27 protein-coding genes are annotated in these 25,641 nt (G+C 67.6%); 11 read left to right on the forward strand and 16 right to left on the reverse strand.

The genetic code is table 11. The features are described 5' to 3' along the window. The first annotated feature begins 58 nt into the window (after nt 1–58). Nucleotides 59–1,558, forward strand: a complete 1,500-nt coding sequence (locus AC5ZH6_RS08900; RefSeq protein WP_271355418.1) for an aminobutyraldehyde dehydrogenase — start codon at nt 59–61, stop codon at nt 1,556–1,558. Further along, on the forward strand, nt 1,555–2,970 hold the full coding sequence (locus AC5ZH6_RS08905; RefSeq protein WP_271355420.1) for an NAD(P)/FAD-dependent oxidoreductase: 1,416 nt from the start codon (nt 1,555–1,557) through the stop codon (nt 2,968–2,970). The genes AC5ZH6_RS08900 and AC5ZH6_RS08905 overlap by 4 nt, the downstream gene beginning before the upstream one ends. Before the next feature lie 14 nt (nt 2,971–2,984). On the opposite strand, the gene AC5ZH6_RS08910 is transcribed toward AC5ZH6_RS08905, so the two are convergent. Then, a complete protein-coding gene (locus AC5ZH6_RS08910) occupies nt 2,985–3,479 on the reverse strand; it encodes a PaaI family thioesterase (RefSeq protein WP_035726755.1) in 495 nt (164 codons plus the stop codon). A gap of 58 nt (nt 3,480–3,537) precedes the next feature. On the opposite strand from AC5ZH6_RS08910, the gene AC5ZH6_RS08915 reads away from it, so the two are divergent. Then, nucleotides 3,538–4,188: a TetR/AcrR family transcriptional regulator gene (locus tag AC5ZH6_RS08915; RefSeq protein WP_006367514.1), complete on the forward strand. Its 651-nt coding sequence runs from the start codon at nt 3,538–3,540 to the stop codon at nt 4,186–4,188. A 3-nt stretch (nt 4,189–4,191) separates the two neighbouring features. On the opposite strand, the gene AC5ZH6_RS08920 is transcribed toward AC5ZH6_RS08915, so the two are convergent. The 4 genes from AC5ZH6_RS08920 to AC5ZH6_RS08935 all read right to left on the reverse strand — a co-directional run bounded on the left by AC5ZH6_RS08920 (nt 4,192) and on the right by AC5ZH6_RS08935 (nt 7,915). Next, nucleotides 4,192–4,911 (reverse strand): type 1 glutamine amidotransferase, encoded by a 720-nt coding sequence (locus tag AC5ZH6_RS08920; protein WP_006367513.1) that lies wholly within the window; start codon nt 4,909–4,911, stop codon nt 4,192–4,194. After that, on the reverse strand, nt 4,908–5,810 hold the full coding sequence (locus AC5ZH6_RS08925) for a universal stress protein (protein WP_006367512.1): 903 nt from the start codon (nt 5,808–5,810) through the stop codon (nt 4,908–4,910). Before AC5ZH6_RS08925 ends, AC5ZH6_RS08920 begins: the two co-directional genes overlap by 4 nt. Continuing rightward, a complete protein-coding gene (locus AC5ZH6_RS08930; protein ID WP_006367511.1) occupies nt 5,800–7,320 on the reverse strand; it encodes an APC family permease in 1,521 nt (506 codons plus the stop codon). The genes AC5ZH6_RS08925 and AC5ZH6_RS08930 overlap by 11 nt, the downstream gene beginning before the upstream one ends. A 121-nt stretch (nt 7,321–7,441) precedes the next feature. Continuing rightward, the gene (locus AC5ZH6_RS08935) at nt 7,442–7,915 is read right to left on the reverse strand and encodes a hypothetical protein (RefSeq protein WP_035726754.1); all 474 of its coding nucleotides are present in this window, start codon (nt 7,913–7,915) and stop codon (nt 7,442–7,444) included. Between the two features lie 130 nt (nt 7,916–8,045). Here AC5ZH6_RS08935 and AC5ZH6_RS08940 point away from each other — a divergent pair, with 130 nt between their 5' ends. Then, nucleotides 8,046–8,609, forward strand: coding sequence for a Uma2 family endonuclease (locus AC5ZH6_RS08940; protein ID WP_006367509.1), 564 nt, complete (start codon nt 8,046–8,048; stop codon nt 8,607–8,609). Between the two features lie 114 nt (nt 8,610–8,723). Here the strand turns inward: AC5ZH6_RS08940 and AC5ZH6_RS08945 are convergent, their stop codons facing one another. The 4 genes from AC5ZH6_RS08945 to sdhC are packed head-to-tail and all read right to left on the reverse strand — an operon-like array spanning nt 8,724 to nt 12,198. Then, nucleotides 8,724–9,512 carry a succinate dehydrogenase iron-sulfur subunit gene (locus AC5ZH6_RS08945; protein ID WP_006367508.1) on the reverse strand — a complete coding sequence of 263 codons (789 nt, stop codon included), beginning with the start codon at nt 9,510–9,512 and terminating at the stop codon, nt 8,724–8,726. Continuing rightward, nucleotides 9,512–11,266, reverse strand: coding sequence for a succinate dehydrogenase flavoprotein subunit (gene sdhA / locus AC5ZH6_RS08950; protein WP_006367507.1), 1,755 nt, complete (start codon nt 11,264–11,266; stop codon nt 9,512–9,514). Before sdhA ends, AC5ZH6_RS08945 begins: the two co-directional genes overlap by 1 nt. A 59-nt stretch (nt 11,267–11,325) precedes the next feature. After that, nucleotides 11,326–11,778: a succinate dehydrogenase hydrophobic membrane anchor subunit gene (locus AC5ZH6_RS08955; protein WP_006367506.1), complete on the reverse strand. Its 453-nt coding sequence runs from the start codon at nt 11,776–11,778 to the stop codon at nt 11,326–11,328. A gap of 12 nt (nt 11,779–11,790) precedes the next feature. Further along, nucleotides 11,791–12,198, reverse strand: a complete 408-nt coding sequence (sdhC, locus tag AC5ZH6_RS08960; RefSeq protein WP_014359531.1) for a succinate dehydrogenase, cytochrome b556 subunit — start codon at nt 12,196–12,198, stop codon at nt 11,791–11,793. 226 nt (nt 12,199–12,424) lie between these two features. On the opposite strand from sdhC, the gene AC5ZH6_RS08965 reads away from it, so the two are divergent. From AC5ZH6_RS08965 to AC5ZH6_RS08975, 3 genes are read left to right on the forward strand one after another with little or no spacing between them, the layout of a single operon-like run. Next, entirely contained in the window at nt 12,425–12,868 is a 444-nt protein-coding gene (locus tag AC5ZH6_RS08965; protein ID WP_271355760.1) for a cytidine deaminase, read from the forward strand. After that, on the forward strand, nt 12,865–14,211 hold the full coding sequence (locus AC5ZH6_RS08970; RefSeq protein WP_271355423.1) for a thymidine phosphorylase: 1,347 nt from the start codon (nt 12,865–12,867) through the stop codon (nt 14,209–14,211). The genes AC5ZH6_RS08965 and AC5ZH6_RS08970 overlap by 4 nt, the downstream gene beginning before the upstream one ends. Further along, nucleotides 14,208–15,338 (forward strand): adenosine deaminase, encoded by a 1,131-nt coding sequence (locus AC5ZH6_RS08975; RefSeq protein ID WP_271355424.1) that lies wholly within the window; start codon nt 14,208–14,210, stop codon nt 15,336–15,338. Before AC5ZH6_RS08970 ends, AC5ZH6_RS08975 begins: the two co-directional genes overlap by 4 nt. 82 nt (nt 15,339–15,420) lie before the next feature. On the opposite strand, the gene AC5ZH6_RS08980 is transcribed toward AC5ZH6_RS08975, so the two are convergent. From AC5ZH6_RS08980 to AC5ZH6_RS08990, 3 genes are all read right to left on the reverse strand, one after another. Then, on the reverse strand, nt 15,421–16,713 hold the full coding sequence (locus tag AC5ZH6_RS08980) for a SatS C-terminal domain-containing protein (protein ID WP_014359535.1): 1,293 nt from the start codon (nt 16,711–16,713) through the stop codon (nt 15,421–15,423). A gap of 77 nt (nt 16,714–16,790) precedes the next feature. Next, the gene (locus AC5ZH6_RS08985) at nt 16,791–17,750 is read right to left on the reverse strand and encodes a C40 family peptidase (protein WP_006367500.1); all 960 of its coding nucleotides are present in this window, start codon (nt 17,748–17,750) and stop codon (nt 16,791–16,793) included. Then, nucleotides 17,750–18,076 carry a type VII secretion target gene (locus tag AC5ZH6_RS08990; protein WP_006367499.1) on the reverse strand — a complete coding sequence of 109 codons (327 nt, stop codon included), beginning with the start codon at nt 18,074–18,076 and terminating at the stop codon, nt 17,750–17,752. Before AC5ZH6_RS08990 ends, AC5ZH6_RS08985 begins: the two co-directional genes overlap by 1 nt. A 206-nt stretch (nt 18,077–18,282) precedes the next feature. On the opposite strand from AC5ZH6_RS08990, the gene upp reads away from it, so the two are divergent. Then, nucleotides 18,283–18,906 carry a uracil phosphoribosyltransferase gene (upp, locus tag AC5ZH6_RS08995; RefSeq protein ID WP_014359538.1) on the forward strand — a complete coding sequence of 208 codons (624 nt, stop codon included), beginning with the start codon at nt 18,283–18,285 and terminating at the stop codon, nt 18,904–18,906. Between the two features lie 18 nt (nt 18,907–18,924). Here upp and AC5ZH6_RS09000 read toward each other — a convergent pair whose 3' ends face one another. The 3 genes from AC5ZH6_RS09000 to AC5ZH6_RS09010 form a co-directional block, all read right to left on the reverse strand. Beyond that, the gene (locus AC5ZH6_RS09000) at nt 18,925–19,704 is read right to left on the reverse strand and encodes an ABC transporter ATP-binding protein (protein WP_006367497.1); all 780 of its coding nucleotides are present in this window, start codon (nt 19,702–19,704) and stop codon (nt 18,925–18,927) included. A 46-nt stretch (nt 19,705–19,750) separates the two neighbouring features. Continuing rightward, a complete protein-coding gene (locus AC5ZH6_RS09005; RefSeq protein ID WP_006367496.1) occupies nt 19,751–20,440 on the reverse strand; it encodes a hypothetical protein in 690 nt (229 codons plus the stop codon). A 134-nt stretch (nt 20,441–20,574) separates the two neighbouring features. Further along, nucleotides 20,575–21,378 (reverse strand): purine-nucleoside phosphorylase, encoded by an 804-nt coding sequence (locus tag AC5ZH6_RS09010; RefSeq protein WP_006367495.1) that lies wholly within the window; start codon nt 21,376–21,378, stop codon nt 20,575–20,577. 78 nt (nt 21,379–21,456) lie between these two features. Here AC5ZH6_RS09010 and AC5ZH6_RS09015 point away from each other — a divergent pair, with 78 nt between their 5' ends. Continuing rightward, nucleotides 21,457–22,164, forward strand: coding sequence for an enoyl-CoA hydratase/isomerase family protein (locus tag AC5ZH6_RS09015; RefSeq protein ID WP_006367494.1), 708 nt, complete (start codon nt 21,457–21,459; stop codon nt 22,162–22,164). A gap of 45 nt (nt 22,165–22,209) precedes the next feature. After that, complete coding sequence (locus AC5ZH6_RS09020; protein ID WP_006367493.1) at nt 22,210–23,409, forward strand: amidohydrolase; 1,200 nt, start codon at nt 22,210–22,212, stop codon at nt 23,407–23,409. 58 nt (nt 23,410–23,467) lie between these two features. On the opposite strand, the gene AC5ZH6_RS09025 is transcribed toward AC5ZH6_RS09020, so the two are convergent. Further along, nucleotides 23,468–23,950, reverse strand: coding sequence for a gamma-glutamylcyclotransferase family protein (locus AC5ZH6_RS09025; RefSeq protein ID WP_006367492.1), 483 nt, complete (start codon nt 23,948–23,950; stop codon nt 23,468–23,470). A gap of 244 nt (nt 23,951–24,194) precedes the next feature. Between AC5ZH6_RS09025 and AC5ZH6_RS09030 the strand changes: the two genes are divergently transcribed. Further along, entirely contained in the window at nt 24,195–25,598 is a 1,404-nt protein-coding gene (locus AC5ZH6_RS09030) for an NAD(P)H-quinone dehydrogenase (RefSeq protein ID WP_035726770.1), read from the forward strand. Nucleotides 25,599–25,641: the final 43 nt, after the last annotated feature.

The raw sequence follows: 25,641 nt of genomic DNA on the forward strand, positions 1-25,641 counted from the left end.
GTCATAAAAATCCGGAAAAGAATCGCGAATCCGCATTATCGACGGTAGTATCGCAGCCGTGTTGACCACCAGCGTCCCGTCCGGATGGATCGCCGGCGCGCCGATCGACGGTGCCGGGCCGGACCATACTGTTCTCGATCCTGCCACCGGCGAGCCCGTCGCGGAGATGGCATTGGCCGGATCGGCCGATGTCGATGCCGCCATATCGGCAGCACGCGCTGCCCAAAGTGATTGGGGTGCAGCCACTCCCGCGCAGCGTTCCGAGGTACTCGGGGCGCTCGCGGCTGCTCTCGGAACCCAAGCCGATCTGCTTGCCGAGCAGGAGACCGCGCACACCGGCAAGGCGATCCGGCTCTCCCGCGAGTTCGATGTGCCGGGCAGCATCGACAACGTGCGCTTCTTCGCCGGTGCCGCCCGCATCCTGGAGGGCAAGGCCAGCGGCGAGTACTCCGGTGACCACACCAGTTCGATCCGCCGTGAACCGGTGGGTGTCGTCGGGTCGATCACCCCGTGGAACTACCCGCTGCAGATGGCGGTCTGGAAGGTGTTGCCCGCGTTGGCCGCCGGGTGTGCCGTCGTGCTCAAACCGGCCGAACTGACACCGCTGACCACGCTGACCCTGGCGCGACTGGCCACCGAGGCGGGCCTGCCCGACGGTGTGCTCAACGTGGTGGTCGGCACCGGCGCCGACGTCGGTGCCGCGATCGCCGGTCATCCCGACGTGGACATGGTCACCTTCACGGGCTCGACCGCGGTCGGCCGGATGGTGATGGGTCAGGCCGCCACCCACGGCACCCGCGTGCAACTCGAACTCGGCGGCAAGGCCCCGTTCGTGGTCTTCGACGACGCCGACCTCGATGCCGCCATCGCCGGTGCCGTCGCCGGATCGCTCATCAACGCCGGTCAGGACTGCACGGCGGCCACCCGGGCGATCGTGGCCGCCGACCTCTACGACGACTTCGTCGCCGGGGTCGCCGAGGTGATGGGATCGGTGGTGATGGGCGATCCACGGGATCCGGCCACCGACATGGGGTCGCTGATCTCGACCGACCACCGCGACAAGGTTGCGCAGATGGTGGCGCGCGCCCCGGCGCAGGGCGCCCGGGTGGTCGTCGGCGGGCAGGTGCCCGACGGTCCTGGCGCGTTCTATCCACCGACGCTGATCGCCGACGTCGCCGAGTCGTCGGAGATCTATCGGGACGAGGTCTTCGGCCCGGTACTGACCGTTTCGGCGTTCACCGACGACGACGACGCCATCCGCCGCGCCAACGACACCGTCTACGGTCTCGCGGCCTCGGCGTGGACCCGCGACGTCTACCGTGCCGGCCGTGCCTCCCGGGAGATCCACGCCGGGTGCGTGTGGATCAACGACCACATCCCGATCATCAGCGAGATGCCGCACGGTGGCGTCGGTGCCTCGGGCTTCGGCAAGGACATGTCGATGTACTCGCTCGAGGAGTACCTCACCGTCAAACACGTCATGAGCGACAATACCGGTGTCGCGCAGAAGGATTGGCACCGAACGGTGTTCGCCGATCCGGGTCGGGGATCGCGATGACGTGGGCGAGCAGACCCGGGCGTCGGGCCGTCGAGATGGTGGCACAGGCCGCGCCGACGTCGTATTGGCTCGACCGGGCGGACCGTCCCGCCCCGCGTCCGCGGCTGTCCGACGAGGTCGACGCCGACCTGCTGGTCGTCGGCGGTGGCTTCACCGGGCTGTGGACCGCGGTGACGGCCGCCGAACGGGACCCGAGCCGACGGATCGTACTGGTCGAACGTGACCGCATCGCCGAACACGCCTCCGGCCGCAACGGCGGATTCTGCTCGTCGAGTATCACCCACGGACTCGGTAACGGCATCGACCGCTTCGAGGACGAGATGGACACACTGTTGCGTCTGGGGAGTGAGACGCTCGACGAGATCGAGGCAGCGCTGGCGCGTCTGGGCATCGACGCCGACGCCGAGCGCACCGGTGAACTCGACATCGCCAACGCCGACTGGCAGGTCGACGACCTTCGGGAGATGTCCTCGGCGGCAGCATTTCTCGGCAAGGAGATGCCGTTGCTGCCGGGGCCGCAGGCGCGTGCGCGGGTGAACTCGCCGATGGTCAAGGCCGCGCTCTTCGACCCCGAGGTGATCATGCTCGACCCCGCGAAACTCGCCTGGGGGCTGGCTGCGGCCGCCGAGCGGCTAGGGGTACGCATCTACGAACACACCGAGGTGTCCGGGCTGCGTCGCGAGAACGACCGCATGCGCGCGCGAACCGGATTCGGTGACGTCGTCGCCGATCGCGTCGTCCTGGCGACCTCGGCGAGTCCGTCTCTTGTGCGCCGACTTCGGCCCTACACGGTTCCGGTATGGGATTACGCCCTGATGACCGAGCCCCTCGACGCCGAGCGTCGGGCAGCGCTGGGTTGGGCCGGGCGCGAGGGTCTGGCCGACTGTGGTCCACGCTTCCATTACTTCCGCTTGACCGCCGACGATCGGATTCTGTTCGGCGGCTGGGACGCGCTCTACCACTACGGTTCCGATGACTCGCGACGTCATGAATACGAGCCCGCCGAGTTCGCGTTGCTCGCCGAACACCTGCTGCAGATGTTCCCGCAGCTCGAGGGCGTCCGCGCCAGTCACACCTGGGGTGGTGTGATCGACACCTGCTCACGATTCTGTGCTTTCTGGGACCGCTCACACGGTGGTCGGGTGGTCACCACGGTCGGCTTCACCGGGCTCGGCGTCGGGGCCTCACACTTCGCCGCGGCGACCGCACTCGATCTCGTCGACGGTCTGGCGACCGAGCGGACATCTCTGAAGATGGTGCGCTCCAAGCCGATTCCGTTCCCGCCGGAACCGCTGCGATGGACCGGGATCACGCTGACCCGCCACCAACTGGCCCGCAGCGAGCGTCGCGAGGGCAAGCGAGGTGCATGGTTGGCCGCGATGGACAAGGTCGGGCTCGGCTTCGACAGCTGATACATGGACGCCGATCAACCGATCTGATAGGTCCCGGTCGCTCGCGCCACGAGTGTGCCGCTGGTGGCTCCGAGCAGGTCGACGGTGCAGTGGCACAGCCGTTTTCCGTTGTGAAGACGGTCGGCGACAATGCGGAGATCCTCGGCCTGTAGGGGCCGCAGGAAGTTGACCGACATCGAGGTCGTCACGCCACGCAGCTTGTCCGGAATCTCGCGACCGGCCCATGCCGCCGCCATGATGCCGACATCGGCGCATGCGCCCAGCGCGCCGCCGTGCACCATCTCGCCGACGGTGGTCAGTTCGTGCCGAAAGGGCATCCGGAGCTCTGCTCGGCCGTCGCCGATCGACTCGAGGGTGATGCCGAGGACGACGACGAACGGTGAGGTCGGGATCAGCTCCCGCATCACCGCTGAGCCGTCGGTCGGCGCAGGCTCGGGGTGTCTCGGTCCCGGGTGTCTCGGTCCTGGGTGTGTCGGATCGGTGGGTGTGGCCGGATCGGTGGTGGTCATGAATCCTCCAGGTAACACTAGTCTGACTACGATTGCGTAGTAGTACTACAATTAGCACATGACCTCGCTCCTGGACGAGCCCCGCGATCGCCGACGACGCCGCACTCGCGCCGCCATTCTCGATGCCGCCGCAGAGTTGTTCGCGCAGAACGGTTTCCGGGCGACCTCGGTCGATGGGATCGCCGAGCGTGCCGACATCGCACTGACCACCCTCTACGGCAACTTCGGCGACGGAAAGGCGCAGGTGTACGCGGTACTCGCGGTCCGGATGGCTCACGTCCACGACGAGCGGATGCGTGCGGTGCTCGCCGATCGGATCGGCAGCTCGGCCGCGCAGGCGGCTCTCGAGGAGTACGTGCGGTTCCACCGGGACGAGCCGCTGGCGTTCCGGCTGCTCGGGCTCAGCGACGTCGACGAGTCGGCGGCGCCCGCGGTGGCGGTGGCGCGCACCGAGATCGCCGACCGGCTGCGTGCTGTCGTCGAGATGGTCATCGACGCGATCGACGGCCGGCCGGGTGGCGGCGCCGCACGCCGGTCACCGGCACGGCGCACCCGGATTCGGCGGGCGGTGGTGATCGCGTGGGCCGGGCTCAACGGACTGCTCGCGCTCGGCGGGCGGGGGCTGGTCGAGGAATCGGAGGCCGGCGACCTGATCGACGAGGCGGTGCGCCTGTACCTCGCTCGGATCGACGAGGTGCTCGACGCGTGAGGGTTATCCGATGACGAAGGAGTCGAACCAACGTCGGATCAGCGTCGCCGCGAGTGGCGCGGTGATCGTCTGTGCGGCAGCGACATCGGCGGCGACGGAGGCCGGTGCCCCGGGACCGAGGGCGGCGACGAGTTCACCGCGGTAGTCCTCGACGTCGAGCCATGCGCGCAGCAGATCGGTGTCGACCTCGAGGTGGAACTGGACCCCGTAATGCGGTCCGTGGCGGTACAGCTGATTCTCGTATCGCTGCGAGCCGGCCAGTCGGGTCGCCCCGTCGGGGAGTGTGAACGTGTCGTAATGCCAGTGCATCGCCGGGAACGTCGATTCGGTGATCGCCGAGAACACCGGGTCGGTGCGAGCGTCGTCGGTGAGCGTCACCTCGGCGACACCGACCTCGCCGGCCGGCCCGGTGAACACGCGCGCCCCCAGCGCGCGGGCGAGTAGCTGTGATCCGAGGCAGACACCCCAGATCGGGACGTCGGCGGCCACCGCCGCGGTGAGGAAGGCGATCTCGGTGTCGATCCACGGCAGTGTGGCGCCGTCGTTGGCACCCATCGGGCCGCCCATCACGAGGATGCCGGCGAAGTCCCGGGGATCGGTCGGCAACTCCTCTCGCCAGGTGCGCACGGTACGGACGTCGGCGAGGCCGGCCAGTCCGGCGCCGTAGGTTCCCGGCGATTCGCATTCGGCATGGCGCAGTTCGAGAATCGTCGGCCGGGTCATGACGAGGCGGACGTGGTGTCGCCCGAGCGCGGCACCACGAGTACGGGCGCTGTGGTCCAGCGCAGGATGCGGGCTGCGGTACTGCCCAGGAACACCCGGTTCTCGGCGCCGAGGTGACCCGAGCCGACCGCCACGAGATCGTTGTCATCCCACTGCAGATTGTCGAGGGCCTCGTCGAGCGTGGGTCCGTCGGCGACGAGCACCTCGATGTCGAGGTCGGAGTCGACGGTGGCCCGCGTCTTCTCCAGCAGATCCCGGACCACCTCGACGCGACGCGCACGCGCGCTGCGCGAGACGTCGTCGTCGAAGGGCGACTCCAGCGAGACCAGGGAGACCAGACGCAGATCCAGGTGCGCCTGTTCGGCGAATGCCAGCGCGAAGGGCAGGGGATTGCTGGTGGTGGGCTTGACCGGCACCGCAACGGTGACCATGTCGAGGGCGACCCCGGTTCGGTCGGCGTACCCGCGTGGGGCGAGCGCCACCGGTAGCGGTGCCGAGTGCAGCAATTCGGTGCTGACCGTACCCAGCGTGTGCCGGCTGATCAGCCCATCCCCGGTACCGCCGACCACGATCATCTCGGCGCGGGCCTGCTGGGCCAGACCGATGAGACCGTCGGTGAACGACTCGTCGACCACCACCACCGTGCGTGTCTCGATGTCGTCGGGGATGCGTGCGGCACCTGCGGCCAGCCAGGTAGCGGCCTGGTTCTCCAGTCGAGCCTGATACTGCTCGACGCCGGGGTGTCCGTCGTAGGGGACGGGGTGGACCACGCACACGAGATCGATGGCCGCACCGGTCTTCCGGGCGATCGCGACCGCGAGGGCGATACCGTCATCGCCCGACGGCGTGGCGAGATAGCCGACGGTCAGCCTCGGGCGTGCGGGGGAGTCAGTAGACATCGGGAACCTTCACTTCGGTCGTGGCGGTCAGTGTCTTGCCCTGGAAGAACTCTCGGCGTTGGGCGAAGCAGGCCAACATGAGCGGGATGCCGAGCACCAGCATGCCGACGCCGAGGATGAACACGCCGCCGACCGGGCCGACCGAGGTGTAGCCGTAGTCGGGGTTGAACATGTCGATGGCGCTCTTGAGAAACGCCCATGTCATCGCGATGCCGCCGAGGAGCGGGAACAGACCGCGCATGAAGAAGTTGCGGGCGGAGTCGAACAGCGTCCGCCGGAAGTACCAGACCGAGGAGTAGGCGGTGATGCCGTAGTAGAACGCCACAGCGAGTCCGAGCGAGGCGATCGAGTCGGCCAATGTGTTCTGGCTTGCGATGGACAGGACGAGGTAGAAGGCCAACGCCGAGATGCCCATCACCGCGGTGCCGAACGCCGGCGTCATGTAGCGCGGGTGGATCTTCGCGAAGCGATCCGGGATCGCCTTGTACACCGCCATCGACAGGCTGCCCCGGGCGGTCGGCAGGATCGTCGACTGGGTCGAGGAGATGGCCGAGACGCTCACCGTCAGCAGCAGTGCGGCGGCGAGGATGCCGCCGGCCACCGGTTTGCCGAGAATCGTCAGCACGTCGTCGGCGTTCTCGGGGTTGTTGAGTCCGATACCGGTGTCGCCGAAGCCGGCGAAAGCCTGGACCGCATAGGCCACGAGTACATACGTCGCGACAAGGATCAGGCAGGTGATCACCGCGGCCCGGCCGGGCGTCTTCTCCGGATCCTTGGTCTCCTCGCCCACGGCCAGGCAGGCATCCCACCCCCAGTAGATGAAGATGCACAGGATCACCGCGGCCGCGATCTCGGATTGGCTCAGTCCGCTGGGCCAGAGCCAGCTCCACTCCGGTGAGATCGCTTGCGGGCCGGCATGTCCCGTGCCGACCTTGACCAGCGCGATGACACTCGCGAGGATCAGGACGCCGAACTGGATGAACATCAGGGCCGAGAGCAATCGCTCGCTGATGACGATGCCCCGGATACTCACCCAGGTCATCCCTGCGATGAACACACAACCGAGCAGCACCTTGACCCATAAGGTGTCGGCGAGGGTCTCCAGGCCGAGGAATTTGAGCAGATACACCGCGGCGATCTCGGCGACGTTGGCCAGCACGATGATGGCCGACACGGCCAGCCCCCATCCGCCGATCCAACCGACCCACGGGCCGAACGCCTTGGTTCCCCAGGTGAAGGTCGTTCCGCAGTCCGGGGTGTCCTTCGCCAGTTCGCGGTAGGCGAACGCCACCAGCAGCATCGGGATGAAGGCGACGACGAACATCGCCGGCGCCTTGGTGTGGACCGCGGCCACCACATACCCCAACGTGGCCGCCAGGCTGTAGGCCGGCGCCACCGCCGACAGCCCGATGATCACATTGCCGACGAGGCCGATGGAACCGGCTCGTAAACCCTTGTCGCCCTGGATCTCGGCGTGAACGCTTTCGGTCAATGTCTTGCTCCCACTCATGTCCGTGTGCTGGAGACAGAGTAGGGTTTCCGTCATCAGCGCGCAGCGTGATGACGGAATTAGTGACAACAATCCAGAATTATCATGGAATCCGTCGTGAACGGGATGTTTGTCGGATGTTTCACCACTCGCAGACCGCCATCGCCGCAGGCCCCTCGGCGTCGTCGGTCGCCACCGCCCGGGTGCCGGAGGTGACGGTGCAGTGTGCGACCTCGCCGCCGGAGATGAACACCACACGGTGCGTGTGCCGGCGGTCGTCGGTGGGGGTCAGGGTCAACGAGCCTGTCCATTGATCGGCCTGCGAGTCGTGATCGGTGAGCTTCACGTCGAACTGATGTCGTGGTCGGCCGTTCGCGTCGTACCAGAGCAACTGCTCGTTGACCTCCTCGTCGGAGGCGATTGTGATGGTCAGGGGTGTCGAAGGAGATTGGGGCGAAGGAGATTGGGGCGCAGGGGATCGGGGCGCAGACGGATTCGTGAGATCCGTCGATGCCGCCACCGGCGGCGGGGTGAGGCCCGCGGCTAGGCACGCCACCGATACGACGGCGAGGACGAGTAGGACGAGCGGATGCGGGCGGGCGATCAGGTGAGTCATGATCGATTGGACGCAGCGGACGCCGGATCGGTTCCGGCGGGTCGCGGGTTGTCCACAGGCAGTTGCGGTGCGGTCGGCGCGGACCGGTTGTGCATCATGCTTGTCGCCGTGAACCGGGAGGCGACTTACCATGACAACCGTGACCACCGAGATCCTGGGCCTGCCGCACGGCAGCGGTCTGACGTACGCGGACCTGGAGTCCATGCCCGATGACGGCTGGCGCTACGAGCTTCTCGACGGGGTCCTGATCGTGAGTCCGGCCCCTACGCCTCGGCACCAGCGAGTCGTGGCGAGGCTGCACCTGCTGCTACATGCCGCGTGTCCGCCGGACCTCGAGGTGTTGTTCGCCCCGCTGGATGTGGTGCTCGCCGAGGACACCTGCCTGCAGCCGGATCTCCTCGTGGCGCCCCGGTCGGCGTTCGCCGAGACCAACCTCCCACAGGCGCCGACGCTCGCGATCGAGGTCGCGTCGCCGTCGACGCGAGGAGTGGACATGCTGCTCAAGAAGGACAGGCTCCGGCGGGGCGGGTGCGCGCACTATTGGGTCGTCGATCCCGCTGTACCGACCTCGATCACCACCTGGTCGCTGGTCGACGGGGCCTACGTCGATTCCGGAACGGCCGTCGGCGAGGAATGTCTCGCGGTGACCGCGCCGTTCGCCGTCGACATCGTGCCGGCCGACCTCGTCGACTGAATCGGCACCCCGGCCTCGTCCGACAATTCAGGCCCGCACCGGAAGGGTGCGGGCCTGAATCGGGGCTGCAGAGGTGGCTTGTGTCCCGCTGCGAAACGGTCAGCTGCGAAAAGGTCAGCGCGAGAACATGAGTGCGCGCTTGACCTCCTGGATCGCCTGGGTGACCTGGATGCCACGCGGGCAGGCGTCGGTGCAGTTGAAGGTGGTGCGGCAGCGCCACACGCCGTCGATGTCGTTGAGGATGTCGAGACGCTCGACGGCGCCCTCGTCACGACTGTCGAAGATGAAGCGGTGTGCGTTGACGATCGCTGCCGGGCCGTAATAGCTGCCCTCGTTCCAGAACACCGGGCAGCTGGTGGTGCAGCACGCGCACAGGATGCACTTGGTGGTGTCGTCGAAACGGGCGCGGTCGGCCGCGGACTGGATGCGCTCACGGGTCGGCTCGTTGCCGCTGGTGATCAGGAACGGTTTGATCGCCCGGTAGGCGTCGAAGAACGGCTCCATGTTGACCACGAGATCCTTCTCCACCGGAAGCCCCTTGATGGGCTCGATGGTGATGGTGATCTCCTTGTTCTTGTCCTTCGGGAGCAAGTCCTTCATCAGCAGCTTGCAGGCGAGCCGGTTCACGCCGTTGATGCGCATGGCGTCCGAGCCGCACACCCCGTGGGCACAACTGCGCCGGAAGGTGAGCGTGCCGTCGAGGTAGCCCTTCACATAGAGCAACAGGTTCAGGAGGCGGTCGGTCGGCAGGGCCGGGACGCGGAAGCTCTCGAAACCCTGTGCGTCGGGGTTCTCCGGGTTGAACCGGTAGATCTTCAGCGTCACCATCGTCGCCTCGTCCGGAACCGCGGGCAATGGCGGATCGTCGGACGAGGGAGCCGGATTCTCCATGGTCACTGTCATCAGTACTTACGCTCCATCGGCTCGTAGCGGGTCTGGATGACGGGCTTCCAATCCAGCTCGATGTCGCTGAGCAGATCGTCGCCCTTCTTGTAGGCCATCGTGTGCCGCATGTAGTTGACGTCGTCGCGGTTGGGATAGTCCTCGCGGGCGTGGCCGCCACGCGACTCCTTGCGGTTCAGCGCGCCGACCACGGTGACCTCGGCCATCTCCAGCAGGAAGCCGAGTTCGATGGCCTCGAGCAGATCGGAGTTGAACCGCTTGCCCTTGTCGTGCACACGGATGTGGGCGTAGCGCTCCTTGAGCGCATGGATGTCGGTGAGCGCCTGCTTGAGGGTCTCCTCGGTGCGGAACACCGACGCATTGGCGTCCATCGAGGCCTGCAACTCGGTCCGGATGTCGGCGACCCGCTCGTGTCCGTGCTCGGACAGGATCGTCTCGAGCCACGCGTCGACCATCGCGGTCGGGTTCTCCGGCAGCTCGGTGAGCTCGGCGGAGTTGGCGTACTCCGCGGCGGCGATCCCGGCCCGACGACCGAAGACGTTGATGTCGAGCAGCGAGTTGGTGCCCAGGCGGTTGGCGCCGTGCACCGACACGCACGCGCACTCACCGGCGGCATAGAGGCCATGGACCACATCGGTCGCGTTGCGCAGGACCTGACCTTCGATGGTGGTGGGGATGCCGCCCATCACGTAGTGGCAGGTCGGGAACACCGGCACCCATTCGGTCACCGGGTCGACGCCGAGGTAGGTGCGGGCGAACTCGGTGATGTCGGGGAGCTTCTCGTTGAGGACGTCCTCGCCGAGGTGCGTCACGTCGATGTAGACGTAGTCCTTGTTCGGGCCGGCGCCCCGGCCTTCGAGGACCTCGAGGACCATCGAGCGCGCGACGATGTCGCGAGGCGCAAGGTCCTTGATGGTGGGGGCGTAGCGCTCCATGAAGCGTTCGCCGTCCACGTTGCGCAGGATGCCGCCCTCGCCGCGGACCGCCTCGGAGATGAGGATGCCCAGCCCGGCCAGGCCGGTCGGATGGAACTGGTGGAACTCCATGTCCTCCAACGGAAGTCCCTTGCGGAACACGATGCCCATGCCGTCACCGGTGAGGGTGTGGGCGTTGGAGGTTGTCTTGTACATACGACCCGAACCGCCGGTCGCGAAGATGATCGACTTGGCGTGGAAGACGTGGATCTCGCCGGTGGCGAGCTCGTAGGCGACGATCCCGGTGGCGACGGGCTCGCCGGCCTCGTTCTCGCTGAGGCAGAGATCGAGCGCGTAGTACTCGTTGAAGAACTCGACGTCGTGCTTGACGCAGTTCTGATACAGCGTCTGCAGGATCATGTGGCCGGTGCGGTCGGCGGCGTAACACGCACGCCGGACCGGTGCCTTGCCGTGATCGCGGGTGTGGCCACCGAAACGTCGCTGATCGATGCGGCCCTCGGGGGTGCGGTTGAACGGCAGACCCATCTTCTCCAGGTCGAGCACCGCGTCGATGGCCTCCTTGGCCATGATCTCGGCGGCGTCCTGATCGACGATGTAGTCACCACCCTTGACGGTGTCGAAGGTGTGCCACTCCCAGTTGTCCTCCTCGACGTTGGCCAGCGCGGCACACATGCCGCCCTGCGCCGCGCCGGTGTGGCTGCGGGTGGGATAGAGCTTTGTGAGCACAGCGGTGCGGGCGCGGGGGGCGGCCTCGATCGCCGCGCGCATCCCGGCGCCGCCGGCACCGACGATCAGGACGTCGTAGCGGTGTTCCTGCATGTGTTTCGAATCTCCTGGAGTCGACGAGGGCGGGGCGTCAGAGACGAGAGTCCGTGGCGTCAGTTGACGCTGTTGACGTCAAAGGTCAGAAGCGCGTAGGTACCGAGCACCAGCACGAGGATCATCGAGATCCCGAGCAGCACGTTGAGCCAGAACCGGGTGGAGTCCTTGCGCGAGTAGTCGGCGATGACGGTGCGCACACCGTTGCCGCCGTGCAACTGGGCCAGCCACAGCATCGTCAGGTCCCAGATCTGCCAGAAGGGTTCCTTCCACCGCGCCGCCACGAAGGAGGCGTCGATGCGGTGCACACCGTTGTCCCAGGCCAACATGATGAACATGTGCCCGATGGTCAGGATGATCAGCGCCAGGCCGGAGAAGCGCATGAACAGCCACGCGTACTTCTCGAAGTTGCCGCCCTTGCGGGCACGCGGCGCGCGCGGATTGTCGAGGCTGGCCGGCCGGTCGTAGTCGGTGCCGAGCGTCTTGGCCAGGTGTGGGGAGGATGCGGTCATCGGTGATCTCTCCTAGAACGAGTGCTCGATGAGAATCTGCAGGAGCCGCACCGCCGCGGCGGCGAAGACGATCACGAACAGCGTGAGGATCGTCCACAGCATCTGCCGCTGGTACTTGGCGCCCTTCGACCAGAAGTCGACGAGGATGATGCGCACGCCGTTGAGGGCGTGGTACAGCACACAGGCGACGAGACCGATCTCCATGAGGCCGATGATCGGCGTCTTGTAGGTCTCGATGATCTCGGAATACTTGTTCGGATCGATCCGGATGACCGCGGTGTCCAGAACGTGGACGAACAGGAAGAAGAAGATGGTGACACCGGTGATCCGGTGGAGCACCCACGACCACATCCCGGGGTCGCCTCGATAAAGAGATCGCTTGCGCACCGGGTCGGGTGCGGTGTCGGTCGGGGTGCTCATTGCGAAATCGGCCTCCAACATCGTCGATGGACTCTGGTGGCAGCCTGCATCTTCAGGCTCCACCACGGACCCATGCAACAGACTCTAAACCTATGCTGAGGGTGGTCGAAAACTGCCCGAACAGATTTGGGCGACAAGAGATTCCGACTTAGGTTTGCCTTACCATTGCTTCGACGATGTGCCGGTGAGTGTGATCCGGCCCCGCACTGTTCACCGGGAGTTTGCCCTGTCTGCTGAAATCGATTGGAAGATGTTGCGCCACAAGGCGAATGAGATGATCGCCCGCGCATATGCGCCCTACTCCCGCTTCCCGGTCGGTGCTGCCGGGCTCACCGTCGAGGGCGATATGGTGGCCGGTGGCAATGTGGAAAATGTCTCATACGGACTCGGTGTCTGCGCCGAGGTCTCGTTGGTGTCGGCACTGATCGGATCGGGCCGATCACGACTGCGTGCGGTGAGCGTCTGCGACTCGCGTGGGGTGGTGCTGATGCCGTGCGGACGGTGCCGACAGGTGCTCTGGGAGTTCGGCGGGCCCGATCTGCTCGTCGACCATGCCGACGGGCCCCTGCGGCTCGCCGGATTGTTGCCGTACGCATTCGGGCCCGACGATCTCGGCGCCGGAACCCTCGACAGCGCCGGAACCCTCGACAGCGACGGAGGGCGGCGATGAACCCCGAGATCATCGATCCGATCTCGGTGATCGCCACCAAACGCGACGGCGGTTCGCTGAGCGACGGCCAGATCCGGTGGGTCGTCGACGGCTACACGCGGGGATCGGTCGCGCCGGAGCAGATGTCGGCGTTGCTGATGGCGATCGTGCTGCGCGGCATGGACCGTCGTGAGATCGCCACCTGGACGCAGGCGATGATCGACAGCGGGCGGCGCGCGGACTTCGGCGATCTGCGCCGCGACGGTCGGTCGCTTCGCACCGTCGACAAGCATTCCACCGGCGGGGTGGGGGACAAGATCACCCTGCCGCTCGCGCCCCTGGTGGCCTCGTATGGTGTTGCGGTGCCCCAACTGTCGGGCCGAGGCCTCGGGCACACCGGCGGCACGCTGGACAAGCTGGAGTCCATCTCGGGATGGCGTGCGGACCTGTCGATGGACGAGATACTCAGTCAGCTCGAGGCGGTGGGTGCGGTGGTCTGCGCGGCGAGTCCCGACCTTGCACCCGCCGATCGTCTGCTCTATGCGTTGCGGGACATCACCGGCACCGTCGCATCGATCCCGTTGATCGCCAGCTCGATCATGAGCAAGAAGATCGCCGAGGGCACCGGCGCGCTGGTGCTCGACGTCAAGGTCGGCTCGGGGGCGTTCCTCCCCGAACTCGACTCCGCCCGCGAACTCGCGACCACCATGGTCGAGCTCGGACATCGCGCCGGGGTGGCGACCTCGGCGCTGCTGACCGACATGGACACCCCGCTCGGACGCTGCGCGGGCAACGCCGTCGAGGTCGCCGAATCACTCGAGGTGCTAGCCGGCGGCGGGCCCGCCGACGTCGTCGAGCTGACGGTGGCCCTGGCGCGGGAGATGCTTGCCGCAGCCGGGATCTCCGACCTCGACCCTGCCGACCATCTGCGCAACGGGCGCGCGATGGACTCCTGGCGCGCGATGATCGCCGCGCAGGGCGGCGACCCGGATGCACCGCTGCCCCGGGCCCGGCACACCGACGTCGTCGTCGCCGAGACATCCGGTCGTGTGCGACGACTGGATGCGCGAGCGGTCGGCGACGCCGCCTGGCGACTGGGTGCCGGGCGGTCGGTGCCCGGTGAGGCCGTGCAGTCCGAGGCCGGGGTGCAGTGGCACACGCGTCCCGGAGAGTTCGTCGAGGCGGGTGCGGCGCTGTTCACGCTGCACACCGCAACACCGGAACGGTTCGGTCCCGCGCGGGCGGCGTTGGTCGGGGCGGTCGACATTGCCGCCGAGCCGAACTCCGGCGGCCCCGGTGCCGAACTCGATCCCGCTGATGTCGCCCGGCCGCTGGTGATCGAACACGTTAGGTTCGGATCATGACGTCGATGCCGCCGCGTTCCCCGCTCGATCCCGCTGCCCTGACCCTCGCGCCCAAGGTGCTGTTGCACGATCACCTCGACGGCGGCCTGCGGCCGTCGACCGTGTTGGAGTTGGCCCGTGAGACCGGTTACGACGAGCTACCGGCGGAGACGGCCGACGACCTCGCGGTGTGGTTCCGTGACGCGGCAGACAGTGGTTCGTTGGAGCGCTATCTGGAGACCTTCGCCCACACCGTGGGCGTCATGCAGACAGTCGGTGCGCTCGAGCGGGTCGCGGCCGAATGTGTGGAGGACCTCGCCGCCGACGGCGTCGTCTACGCCGAGGTCCGCTACGCACCCGAACAGCACCTCGAGCGTGGGCTGGAGCTCGACGAGGTCGTCGAGGCGGTGTTGCGCGGGTTCGCCCAGGGCGAGCGGACCGCCGCGGGGTCCGGTCGCCCGATCGCCGTGCGGTGCCTGGTCACCGCGATGCGCCACGCTGCGCGCTCCCGTGAGATCGCCGAACTGGCTGTGCGGTATCGCGACCGCGGGGTGGTGGGGTTCGACATCGCCGGTGCCGAGGCCGGTCACCCGCCGAGTCGCCATCTCGACGCCTTCGAGTACATGCGGGCAAACTGCGCACCGTTCACCATCCATGCGGGCGAGGCGTTCGGGCTGCCGTCGATCCACGAGGCGATCGGTTTCTGTGGTACCGACCGGCTCGGACACGGGGTGCGGGTGATCGACGACATCACCCTGCCGCCCGGCGCGCAACCCGATGATGATTCGTTTCCCGGTGCCGAACTCGGTTTGATCGCGAATATCGTGCGCGACAAGCGGATTCCGCTCGAGCTGTGCCCGAGTTCGAACGTGCAGACCGGTGCGGTGGCGTCGCTGGCGCAGCATCCGTTCAACGTTCTGGCCCGGCTGCGTTTCCGCGTCACCGTCAACACCGACAACCGGCTCATGAGCGACACCACCATGAGCAAGGAGTTCGCGAAACTCTCCGACCAATTCGGTTACGGCTGGGCCGATTTCGAGCGATTCACGGTCAATGCGATGAAATCGGCGTTCATCCACTTCGACGAGCGGCTGGCGTTCATCGACGACGTCATCAAGCCCGGCTACGCGGTGCTGCTGCAGGGCTGAGGCCCGCGGCAGCCCTTCCGGGTGATGTTGTGCCCGCAGTCCGGGCACAAGATCACCCGGAACCGGCGCCGACGGGGATCGGTCACCGCTTCTTGACGAGCCGATCCTCGAACTCGTGCTCGAGGGCCCGCCACGCCTCGGCCTCGTTGTCGAACGGGGGGCTCGGCGCCATCCGCTTGGGGTCGGGGTTGGTGGCGTAGTCGACGAACCAGCCCAGTGGGGTCGTCGAGCCCAGCGCTTCGGCCACCGAGTCGTCACCGGCGTAATCGGCTGCGTCGGTAAACAATTCGACCGCCAACTCCAGTTGATTGCGATCGATGCGCCGGGGACCGTCGGTGATGTCCTCGACGAGGCCGGGCAGCACGTAGACGTTGTCGTCGATGACGTCGAACTCCAGGGAGCCGTCGGTCGCGGCGACGCGGACCTCGTCGAACGTCGACACACCCGAGAGGTCATGAGAGTTGTCCTCGGCGAGGAACTTCGACAGCGCGCGCGGGGAGGCGAAAACGAAGATCTTGCCGTCGTCACCGAGGAACACCGGATCGTCACCGAGGTAGCACCGCAACGAGAGGAACTCACCGGTGCCGGTCACGATACGAATCGGGTCGATGCCCACCGACGCCCAGAAATCGTCGTCGTCGATTTCGTCGTCGGTGTCCTCTTCTTCCTCGTCGTCGGTGCCGTCGGCGAGATCGGTCTCGGAATCGTCCGACTCGGTGTCGGCGTCGCCGACGAGGTCCAGATCCTCGTCGGGCTCGTCCTCGTCCTCGGCGGAGGCGGCGGCCTCGAGTTCGGCCTCGGCGGTGGTCACCGCTGCCTTGTCGACCTCGGGTGTGCTGATCACCTCGTCGATCGCGTCGAGCACGTTGTCCCAGTGCTTGGCGATGAGCCGGCCGATGCGCACCCACAGGTCGGTGCCGTCGCGGCCCTCGAAGTTGCGGGTGCCGGTGGTCACCGCACCGAGGATCGGGTTGCCATTGAAGAACTTGGTGATGACGGTCAGCTCGCAGACCTCGCCGAGGATGCGCACGATCTCCAGTGCGTCCTCGAGTTCGGCGATCACCTCCGGTGTCGGGTCCTCGGCGGCCAGTTCGGGGACGCCCACCAGGTCATAGGAATGGCGGTCGTCGGGGACCAGCTCGTCGGCCTGCAGACCCTTGACGGTCTCCCAGGCAGGGTGCTCGACGAGATCGTTGTCGTCGTCGGTGCGGATGAAGGCGACCAGCTCGGCAACGCTGCCGAAGACGTAGAGGTCCTCGTCGAGTCCGAGGAATGCCTCCCACTCGTCGTCGCCCTCCCGCCAGCGGGGTGCCCACAGCGTGAAGCTGTTTCCGTCGGTCAGTCCGAGCTCGATGGGGACAATGTCTCCGGCCATGACGTCACAGCGTAGCGATCGCGCCTGTGAGCGCCATACCGGCCCCACGACGGGCAGGTGAACTTCTGCATCGACACTCATCGCGGACGGTAGAACCCCTGAAATCCCTGGCCGGCATTCGTCGTCCGCAGCGGTGAGACCTGTACGGGATCCCCGGCCTCCACGAGCTGATTGTTACCCACGTACATCGCGACGTGTCCGTCCCAGACCGCGAGGTCACCGGGCATCAGATCGGCTTGGGCCACCGCGAATCCGGCGGTGTCCTGCTCCTGGGCCAGGCGCGGCAGTTCCAGGCCGGCCTGCCGATAGGCCCACTGGGTCAGGCCGCTGCAGTCGAAACCACTGGGATCGGTGCCGCCCCACACGTAGGGCACGCCCTGCTGGCTCAATGCCGCACGCACCGCTGCGGCGGCGCGCTCGTTCGGGGCGTAGGCGATCGACCCATCGGGCAGGGTGATCGCGACCCCGCCGTCGGGGACCCCACCCTCGGCGGGTCGTCCACCGGGGCCGCCCGTACGGGCGACCGGGGCGGGCGCGTCGTGGCGAGCGAGTTCGGCCAGCGCGGCGGTGTCGGCGGCGAGTTCCGCCCGGGTCCGTTCGACGACCGCCACGCCACGGCCGACGTGATCGATCGCCAGCGGTAGCAGTACCGCGAGTCCGGTGGGGGTGAACAGATCGGCACCGAGGGCGCGGGCAGCCCGATCGAACGAGTCCATCAGCGACTCGAGCTGACGGGCGGCGCCGTGCACCCGCTGGGCTGCGGACTGCGTCAACGTCACGATCTGCGCGTCGTCACCGCTGATCGCGGTGGTGCGTCCGGCGGTCACCGCCGACGCCGCCTGGGCGGCCTCGGCGCCGCGCCCCTGCCATTCGGTGCCGAGTCTGACTACGGCGGCGATTGCGTCGTCGCGGGTCGATGCCAGATCCGGAGCGAGGGCGGCGATGGCACTGACCGGATCGTCACCCGGCAGCACACCGGTTCCCAACGCCGTCACCAGGATTCGTAGCGGAGCGATCAACAGGTCGGCCGATGTCATCAGGCGTCCACCTCCGCGACGGGCCCACCGGCGATCGACAAGGTCGCGGCCGACATGTCGTCGATGCCGGTGTACGCGGCCGCCGCAGCGGCACTTTCGTCGGACAGGGCCAGGTGCCGGCCGGCGACGGCGTTCAGTCGGGCGCGCCTGCTGTCGAGGACCCGACCCAGCGTGGTGAGGAAGTCCGCGCCGATCAGCCCGAAGGTCAGCGCGAGGGGTGTGAGGTCGGTGGCGACCGCGTGGGCGCCGATCCGGGCCGCGGTACCCGCCTCGCCGGCGGCATGGGCGGACAGCGCCGCGGGGGATACGGAGAGTTGTTCGATCATGCAGATTTGGACGCAACGGCCGGCGCTCTGGTTCCATCGAATCGCCGACCCGTGCGGCGAGGCCCGATGAGTCCGGTCACGAGGCCGCAGCAACCGCCGCCCACTATGGTTTCCCCATGCCGGTTCACCCCCAGCCCGAACACCCTGTGCCCGAACAATCCGAACCCGAACGACCCGGGTCCGAGAGCGCCCAGGCCGGGCGAACGTTGCCCGTGCAGGTCGTCGATCATCCATTGGCCGCAGCGCGACTGACGACGATGCGCGACAAGGGCACCGACAACGCGGCCTTCCGAGCCGCGCTGTCGGACCTGACGCAGATGCTCGTGTACGAGGCGTTGGCGGATGCGCCGAGCGAGCAGGTGACCATCCAGACACCCATCACCACGTGCCCCGGCTCGCGACTTGCCAAGCCGCCGTTGCTCGTTCCGGTGCTGCGGGCAGGCTTGGGCATGGTCGAGCAGGCGCATGCGATGGTGCCCGAGGCGCTCGTCGGATTCGTCGGCGTGGCCCGCGACGAGGCGACCGCCAAACCGGTGCCCTACCTCGAATCGCTGCCCGACGATCTCGCCGGTCAGCCGGTGTTCGTGCTCGACCCGATGTTGGCGACCGGCGGGTCGATGTTGCACACCATCGAACTCCTGGTTGCACGCAACGCCACCGACATCACCGTGCTGTGTGTGGTGGCCGCACCCGAAGGTGTTGCGGCGCTGGAGAAGTCGGGCCATCCGGTGCGCCTGGTGGTGGGGGCCGTCGACGACGGTCTCAACGAGGCGTCCTACATCGTGCCGGGCCTGGGCGACGCCGGCGACCGCCAGTTCGGTCCGCGCTGACCGCGCCCCGCGCAGGACTCAGGTGGCCACCGCCGACCACCGGCCCTGGTGGCGGCGCACCGTGACCGGGTGATCGAAGCAGGTGCTGATCGTCGCCGACGTCAGGGTCGCCTCCACGGTGCCCGCGGCAACCACCTTCCCCTCCCGCAGCAGCATCGCGTGCGTGGTGCTCGCAGGAAGATCCTCGAGGTGATGGGTGACCAGCACGCTGGCGAGATCGGCGACGTCGCCGCGCAGCCGATCGATCGCCGACAGCAGTTTCTCGCGGGCTGCGAGATCGAGGCCGGTGGCCGGCTCGTCGAGCAGCAGCAACGCCGGACGCGGCATCAGCGCCCGCGCGATCAGCGTGCGACCACGTTCGCCCTGACTCATGACCGGCCACAACGAATCCCGGCGCTCGCTCATCCCCAGCATCTCCAACAATTCGTCGGCGCGGGCATGTTCGTCGTCGGTGTAGTCGTGGCGCCGGTCCAGTTCGGGGGTGTTGGTCAGCCCGGTCAGGACCACATCGTGCGCCGAGATCGGCACGTCGATGCGCCAGCGCGGATCGACATGCCCGATGTGGGTGCGCAATTCGCGCATGTCGACGCGACCCAGGCGTTTACCGAGCACGTCGACGACCCCGGTGGTCGGGTGCGAGCGGGCCCCGAGGATCGCCATCAACGTCGACTTGCCCGCGCCATTGGGGCCGAGTAGCGCCCAGTGCTCACCGGGCTGCACGACGAGGTCGACATCGTGCAGCAGGGCCCGGGAACTCCGGATGACATCGATGTGGGAGGCGTCGAGAACGGCGGACATTCGTTCAGTTGTAGACCTCGACCGACGAACCCGGTACGCGGGGGCGTCAGTTCGACGACCAGTACTCCAGCATCGGCTCGGTGGCCAGCGTCGCGCCGTTCTCGGAGATGACCAGCGCCGACGGCGAAACGGTGTAGGTGACCGCGCCGTTGCGCGCCACGTAGGTGGCGCCCACCATCTGCGGATACCCGATCTCGATGGGATTGCCGTCGGCGAGACCCTTGTAATACCAACGCCCGGTCTGGTTGCCGACCTGACAGATCACCACCTGTGATCGGCTGGTGCGGCCGATGACGATCGCCGGATCGTCGGCGGCGTTGCATCGCGGGCCGGACAGGAAGCCCTGCCAGTCGGCGCCCGAGACGGTGGGGTTGGGTCGCACCTGCGGCTGTGTCGTCGTGGTCGGTACGCCCGTCGGACCCGAGGCGCCCCCGGGACCGGTGACCGTACTGGTGACGGTCTGCGTCGAGGCGCTCGCAACCGACGTCGACGCCGAATCGGCCGCCGAATCAGAGGAGTCCGAACCCCGGGTCAGCCAGTACGCGCCGACCCCAGCACCGATCACCACGAGCACACCCACCACGATGGCAGCGATCACCAGCGGCGACGACCACGGTGACCGCGGCGGCGGATAGCCCGGCCCGTATCCCTGCGGAGGCGGCGTCGGGTACCCACCGCCCGACGGGTAACCCTCGCCAGGCGGATAACCACCTGGATCTCCCGGCGGATAGCTCATGGGAACCTCCCTGGGATGCGCGGTGACGATTGGTGCGAACGGTACCGCAGTGACAACCCCGACATTTGTGACCGCGCGGATGTCGGGGCTTTGTCGAATAACAGGGCTTGTCGAAGGTCCGCGATTGTTGGCGGTCAGAGCCTGCCGACGACTGTCGCCAGCAACTCACCCATGTGCGCGGCCGACGCGCGACCCACGTCGAGGACCTCGGCATGATCGAGCGGCTCGCCGGTGATGCCGGCCGCCAGGTTCGTCACCAGTGACACCCCGAGCACCTCGAGTCCGGCGGCGCGTGCGGCGATCGTCTCGTGCACAGTGGACATTCCGACGAGGTCGGCGCCGAGGGTGCGCAGCATGCGGATCTCCGCCGGCGTCTCGTAGTGCGGGCCGGGCAGCCCTGCATAGACGCCGTCGGCGAGCGTGGGGTCGACCTCGCGTGCCACCTCGCGCAACCTCGGCGAGTAGGCGTCGACGAGGTCGACGAACTGAGCGCCGACAAGTGGCGAGCGGGCAGTGAGGTTCAGATGATCGGCGATCAGGACCGGTTGGCCGACCGACATGCCGTCGCGGAGCCCGCCCGCTGCGTTGGTGAGCACGATGGTGTGCACACCGGCCGCCGCCGCGGTGCGCACCGGATGAACCACACGCGCGAGGTCATGGCCCTCATAGGCGTGGATGCGTCCGAGCATCAGTAGGACCCGGCGGTCACCGATGTGCACCGACCGGATCGTCCCGCCGTGCCCGGCGGCCTTGGGTGCGGTGAAACCGGGCACCGCCGACATCGGCAGCGTCGCGATCGGTGTGCCGAAGGCATCGGCGGCCGGCGCCCACCCGGATCCCAGGACCAGTGCGACATCGTGTGCGGCACAATCGGTTTCGGTGGCGATGGTGGCGGCCGCCGCGATCGCGGCGGCGTCGGGGTCAAGAGTGGGATCCATATGTCTCACCCTATGACCTCCGATCCGCGCCTGCCCGGCGCCCGGAGAGCGCGTGTGCGCAGGCGATAAGGTCTGCTCATGCCTTTCCTGAGCGCGGAGCCCACCGCCGCCGACGTCGCCGAACTGTTCCTCGGTGCCCCGGGGGTCGAACTCGACGAGACGAATCCGGAGAACCGGTTTGCCCCCGCGTGGATCGAGAAGACGAGCGCGTTGCTCGACGACGCCGTCGCCGGTGGCGCCAAGGCCCTGGTCATCACTGCGACCGGAAAGTTCTTCACCAACGGACTGGATACCGACCACATCGCCGCGCACGCCGCGGAGTTGCCCGCCTATCTGGATTCGGTTCACGCGCTCTACACCAAGGTGCTGACGTTGCCGGTGCCCACCGTGGCCGCGATCAACGGACACGCCTTCGGTGCGGGCGCGATGCTCGCCCTGTGCGCCGACCACCTGATCATGCGCACCGAACGCGGCTACTGGTCGCTCCCGGAAGCGGCGCTCAACATGCCGTTCACCCGGGGGATGGCCGCGCTGCTGCGTACGCGGTTGCCCGAGCGTACGGCCACCGAGGCGATGCTGACGGCCCGCCGCTACGGCGCCGATGACGCCGTCACCGCCGGCATCGTCGACGAGGCCGTGGCCGTCGACGAACTGCTCAACCGGGCCGTCGAGGTCGCGGTGCAGCGGGCCCCGCTGGCCGGGCCCACGCAGACCTTGATCAAGCGTGGGCTGCGATGGCCGCTCTTGGACGACCTCGCGGTGCCGACGCCGCCCGAACTGCTCTGAGCCGACGCAGCGGTGGATTTCCCGGTGGATGGAAGGAGAAATGTGGTGACGCAGGCCGAGATCGGTGATCCGTCCGGCGGTGTGATCGACACCTGGCTGGCCAGCCACCGCGATCAACTGGTCGGCTGGCGCAGACACATCCACGCCCATCCCGAATTGTCCAGGCAGGAGGTCGCGACCACCGAACTGGTGATGGCCGAACTGACCGCGCTCGGCCTTGCCCCGCGTCGGCTCCCGTTGGGTACCGGCGTGGTCTGTGATCTGGGCCCGAACACCGGTCAACGGATAGCCCTGCGCGCCGACATGGACGCGTTGCCGATCACCGAGCACACCGGGCTGGCGTTCAGTTCCACGGTCGACGGGGTGTCGCACTCGTGCGGTCACGACGCGCACACCGCAATCCTGCTGGGGACCGCGGCTGCGCTGGCCTCGGCGCCCGAGCTGCCCGTCGGGGTCCGGCTGGTGTTCCAGCCGGCCGAAGAGGTGATGCCCGGCGGTGCCCTCGACGCGGTGGCCGCCGGAGTCACCGAAGGGGTGAGCCGGATCTACGCGCTGCACTGCGATCCGCGCCTGCCGGTCGGTTCGGTCGGACTGCGCGAGGGCGCACTCACCTCCGCCGCCGACCACATCGAACTCCAACTGCGCTCACCCGGCGGGCACACCTCACGCCCGCATCTGACCGGCGATCTGGTCTACGCGATGGGCGCCGTCATCACCGGGCTGCCGGGCATCCTGTCGCGGCGGATCGATCCGCGATCGGGCACCGTGATGGCATGGGGGGCAGCGCATGCCGGCAACGCCCCCAACGCGATCCCGCAAGAAGGGATGCTGCGCGGAACCGTACGCACCGGAGAGCACGGCACCTGGGCCGACATGGAGCCGTTGGTGCGTAGCGTCATCGGCGAAATCCTTGCGCCGCTACGAGTTTCGTATGACCTGTCGTACTTTCGTGGCGTACCGCCGGTCGTCAACGACCCGCTCGCGGTGGAGGTGCTGGCCGCATCGGTGGCCACCCTCGGTCCCACCGCCGTCGCCGACACCCCGCAATCACCGGGCGGCGAGGACTTCTCGTGGTACCTCGAGCAGGTGCCCGGAGCGATGGGTCGGCTCGGCGTGTGGAATGGTCTCGGACCGCAACTCGATCTGCACCAGCCCACCTTCGACATCGACGAACGGGCCCTCGACGTCGGCGTGCGCACACTTGCCGGCGTGGTGTTCGTCGGATCGCCGGGCCCGCCGACCTGAGATCGCCGGTGTCGGGCTCGGGGGTCTCAGCCTTCGGGACGCTCAGCCTTCGGGACTCTCAACCTTCGGGGGCGCCCGGACCGGGGCCGACGTTGCGGGCTTCGCGCAGGCGTAGATCCTGCACGTAGTCGGCCGGCGCGCCGGCCACCTCGGCGGCGTCGGCCATCACACCGAGATAGCGGGCCGAGGGCAGGCCGCCCTCGTAGGCGTCGAGGACGTACATCCACGCCAGGACCCCGCCGTCGGCGGTCTTCACCCGTGCCCGGATCTTGCGGTGGATGCCGAGTTCGGAGCCTTCCCACCGGTCGAGGTTGTCCTCGTCCTCGGTCGGGACGTCGTAGAGGACGACGAAGACCTTCGCGTCGGGATCGTCGCGGTCCTCGGTGACGGTGGCCAGTGATCCTTCCCACCCAATGTCGCCGCCACCGAAGGTCAGTCGCCAGCCGTGCAGCCATCCGGTTCCCGACATCGGCGAGTGTGGGGCGCGCAGCGCCATCTGCTCGGGATCCATGTTCGAACCGTACGCTGCGTAGATCGGCATAGTCGCCTCTGACCTGCACTTTCCCGCCGGGATGGAGCCCGACCTCATCGATTTGCCGCCACCGGTGCACCTGCGGCCACGACGATCGTATTACGCCGGACGCCGCCGCACGATGCACGCGGTGATCGCCGACCGCGGTACGACGCGGAAATCGGTAACGGTGCGCACGAGGAATGATCGTCGATGGCCTAGGTTGGTCAGCGGAGGCGACAAGTGTCTTTTGGCCCGAACAGGAGTGATGGACGTGACCAGGATCGTGATCATGGGCGGAGGCCCCGCAGGCTATGAGGCGGCTCTGGCCGCGGCCGCGTACGGCGCCGACACCACCGTGATCGACTCCGACGGCATCGGCGGTGCCTGCGTGCTGTGGGACTGCGTGCCGTCCAAGACGTTCATCGCGTCCACCGGCATTCGCACCGAGGTCCGACGCGCCGTCGACCTCGGTATCAATTTGCGCACCGATGACACGTTGGTGACGCTGCCGTCGATCCATCAGCGAGTCCGTGATCTGGCATTCGCCCAGTCCGCCGACATCCGATCGCGACTCATCAGCGAGGGCGTCACGCTGGTCTCCGGCACCGCGGCCCTGGAGGGGCCGCAGGTCGGGGTGTCCACACACGCCGTCACCGCCACCCTCGCCGACGGCTCCACCCAGCGATTCGAGGGTGACGTCGTCCTGATCGCGACGGGTGCCTCGCCGCGTGTGCTGCCCGACGCGCAGCCCGACGGCGAACGCATCCTCACCTGGCGGCAGCTCTACGATCTCGAGGCGTTGCCCGAACACCTGGTCGTGATCGGATCGGGTGTGACGGGTGCCGAATTCGTGCACGCCTACACCGAACTCGGGGTGAAGGTGACGCTGATCTCCAGCCGTGACCGCGTGTTGCCGCACGAGGACGAGGACGCCGCACTCGTGCTGGAGGAGGCGCTCGCCGAACGTGGCGTCGAATTGGTCAAGCACGCGCGCGCCGACAAGGTCGTGCGGACCGGCGACTCGGTGACCGCGTACCTCGCCGACGGCCGCAGCGTCACCGGATCGCATGTGCTGATGACCGTCGGATCGGTTCCCAACACCGACGACCTCGGCCTCGACCGCGCCGGTGTCGAGACCCATCGCGGCGGTTACATCACCGTCGACCGCGTCTCGCGGACGTCTGTGACCGGTATCTACGCGGCCGGTGACTGCACCGGACTGTTCCCGCTCGCGTCGGTCGCGGCCATGCAGGGCCGGATCGCGATGTACCACGCCCTCGGCGAGGGCGTGAGCCCGATCAAACTCAAGACCGTCGCCTCGGCGATCTTCACCCGGCCCGAGATCGCCACCGTTGGTGTGTCCCAGAACGCCATCGATTCCGGTGAGTATCCGGCACGCACGGTGATGCTGCCGTTGGCCACCAACCCGCGCGCCAAGATGAGCGGCCTGCGCCGTGGCTTCGTGAAGATCTTCTGTCGGCCCGCCACCGGTGTGGTGATCGGCGGTGTGGTGGTCGCCCCCAACGCCTCGGAACTCATCCTGCCGATAGCACTGGCGGTGCAGAACAAACTGACCGTTTCCGATCTGGCACAGACGTTTTCGGTGTACCCGTCACTCTCGGGGTCGGTGACCGAGGCGGCCCGGCAGCTCGTGCGACACGACGATCTGGACTGACCTGTTCCCACGGGTCCTGTCTCTGTGCGCCATCGGCTCCGAT

The organism is Gordonia sp. YC-XJ4 (genome assembly GCF_059511865.1).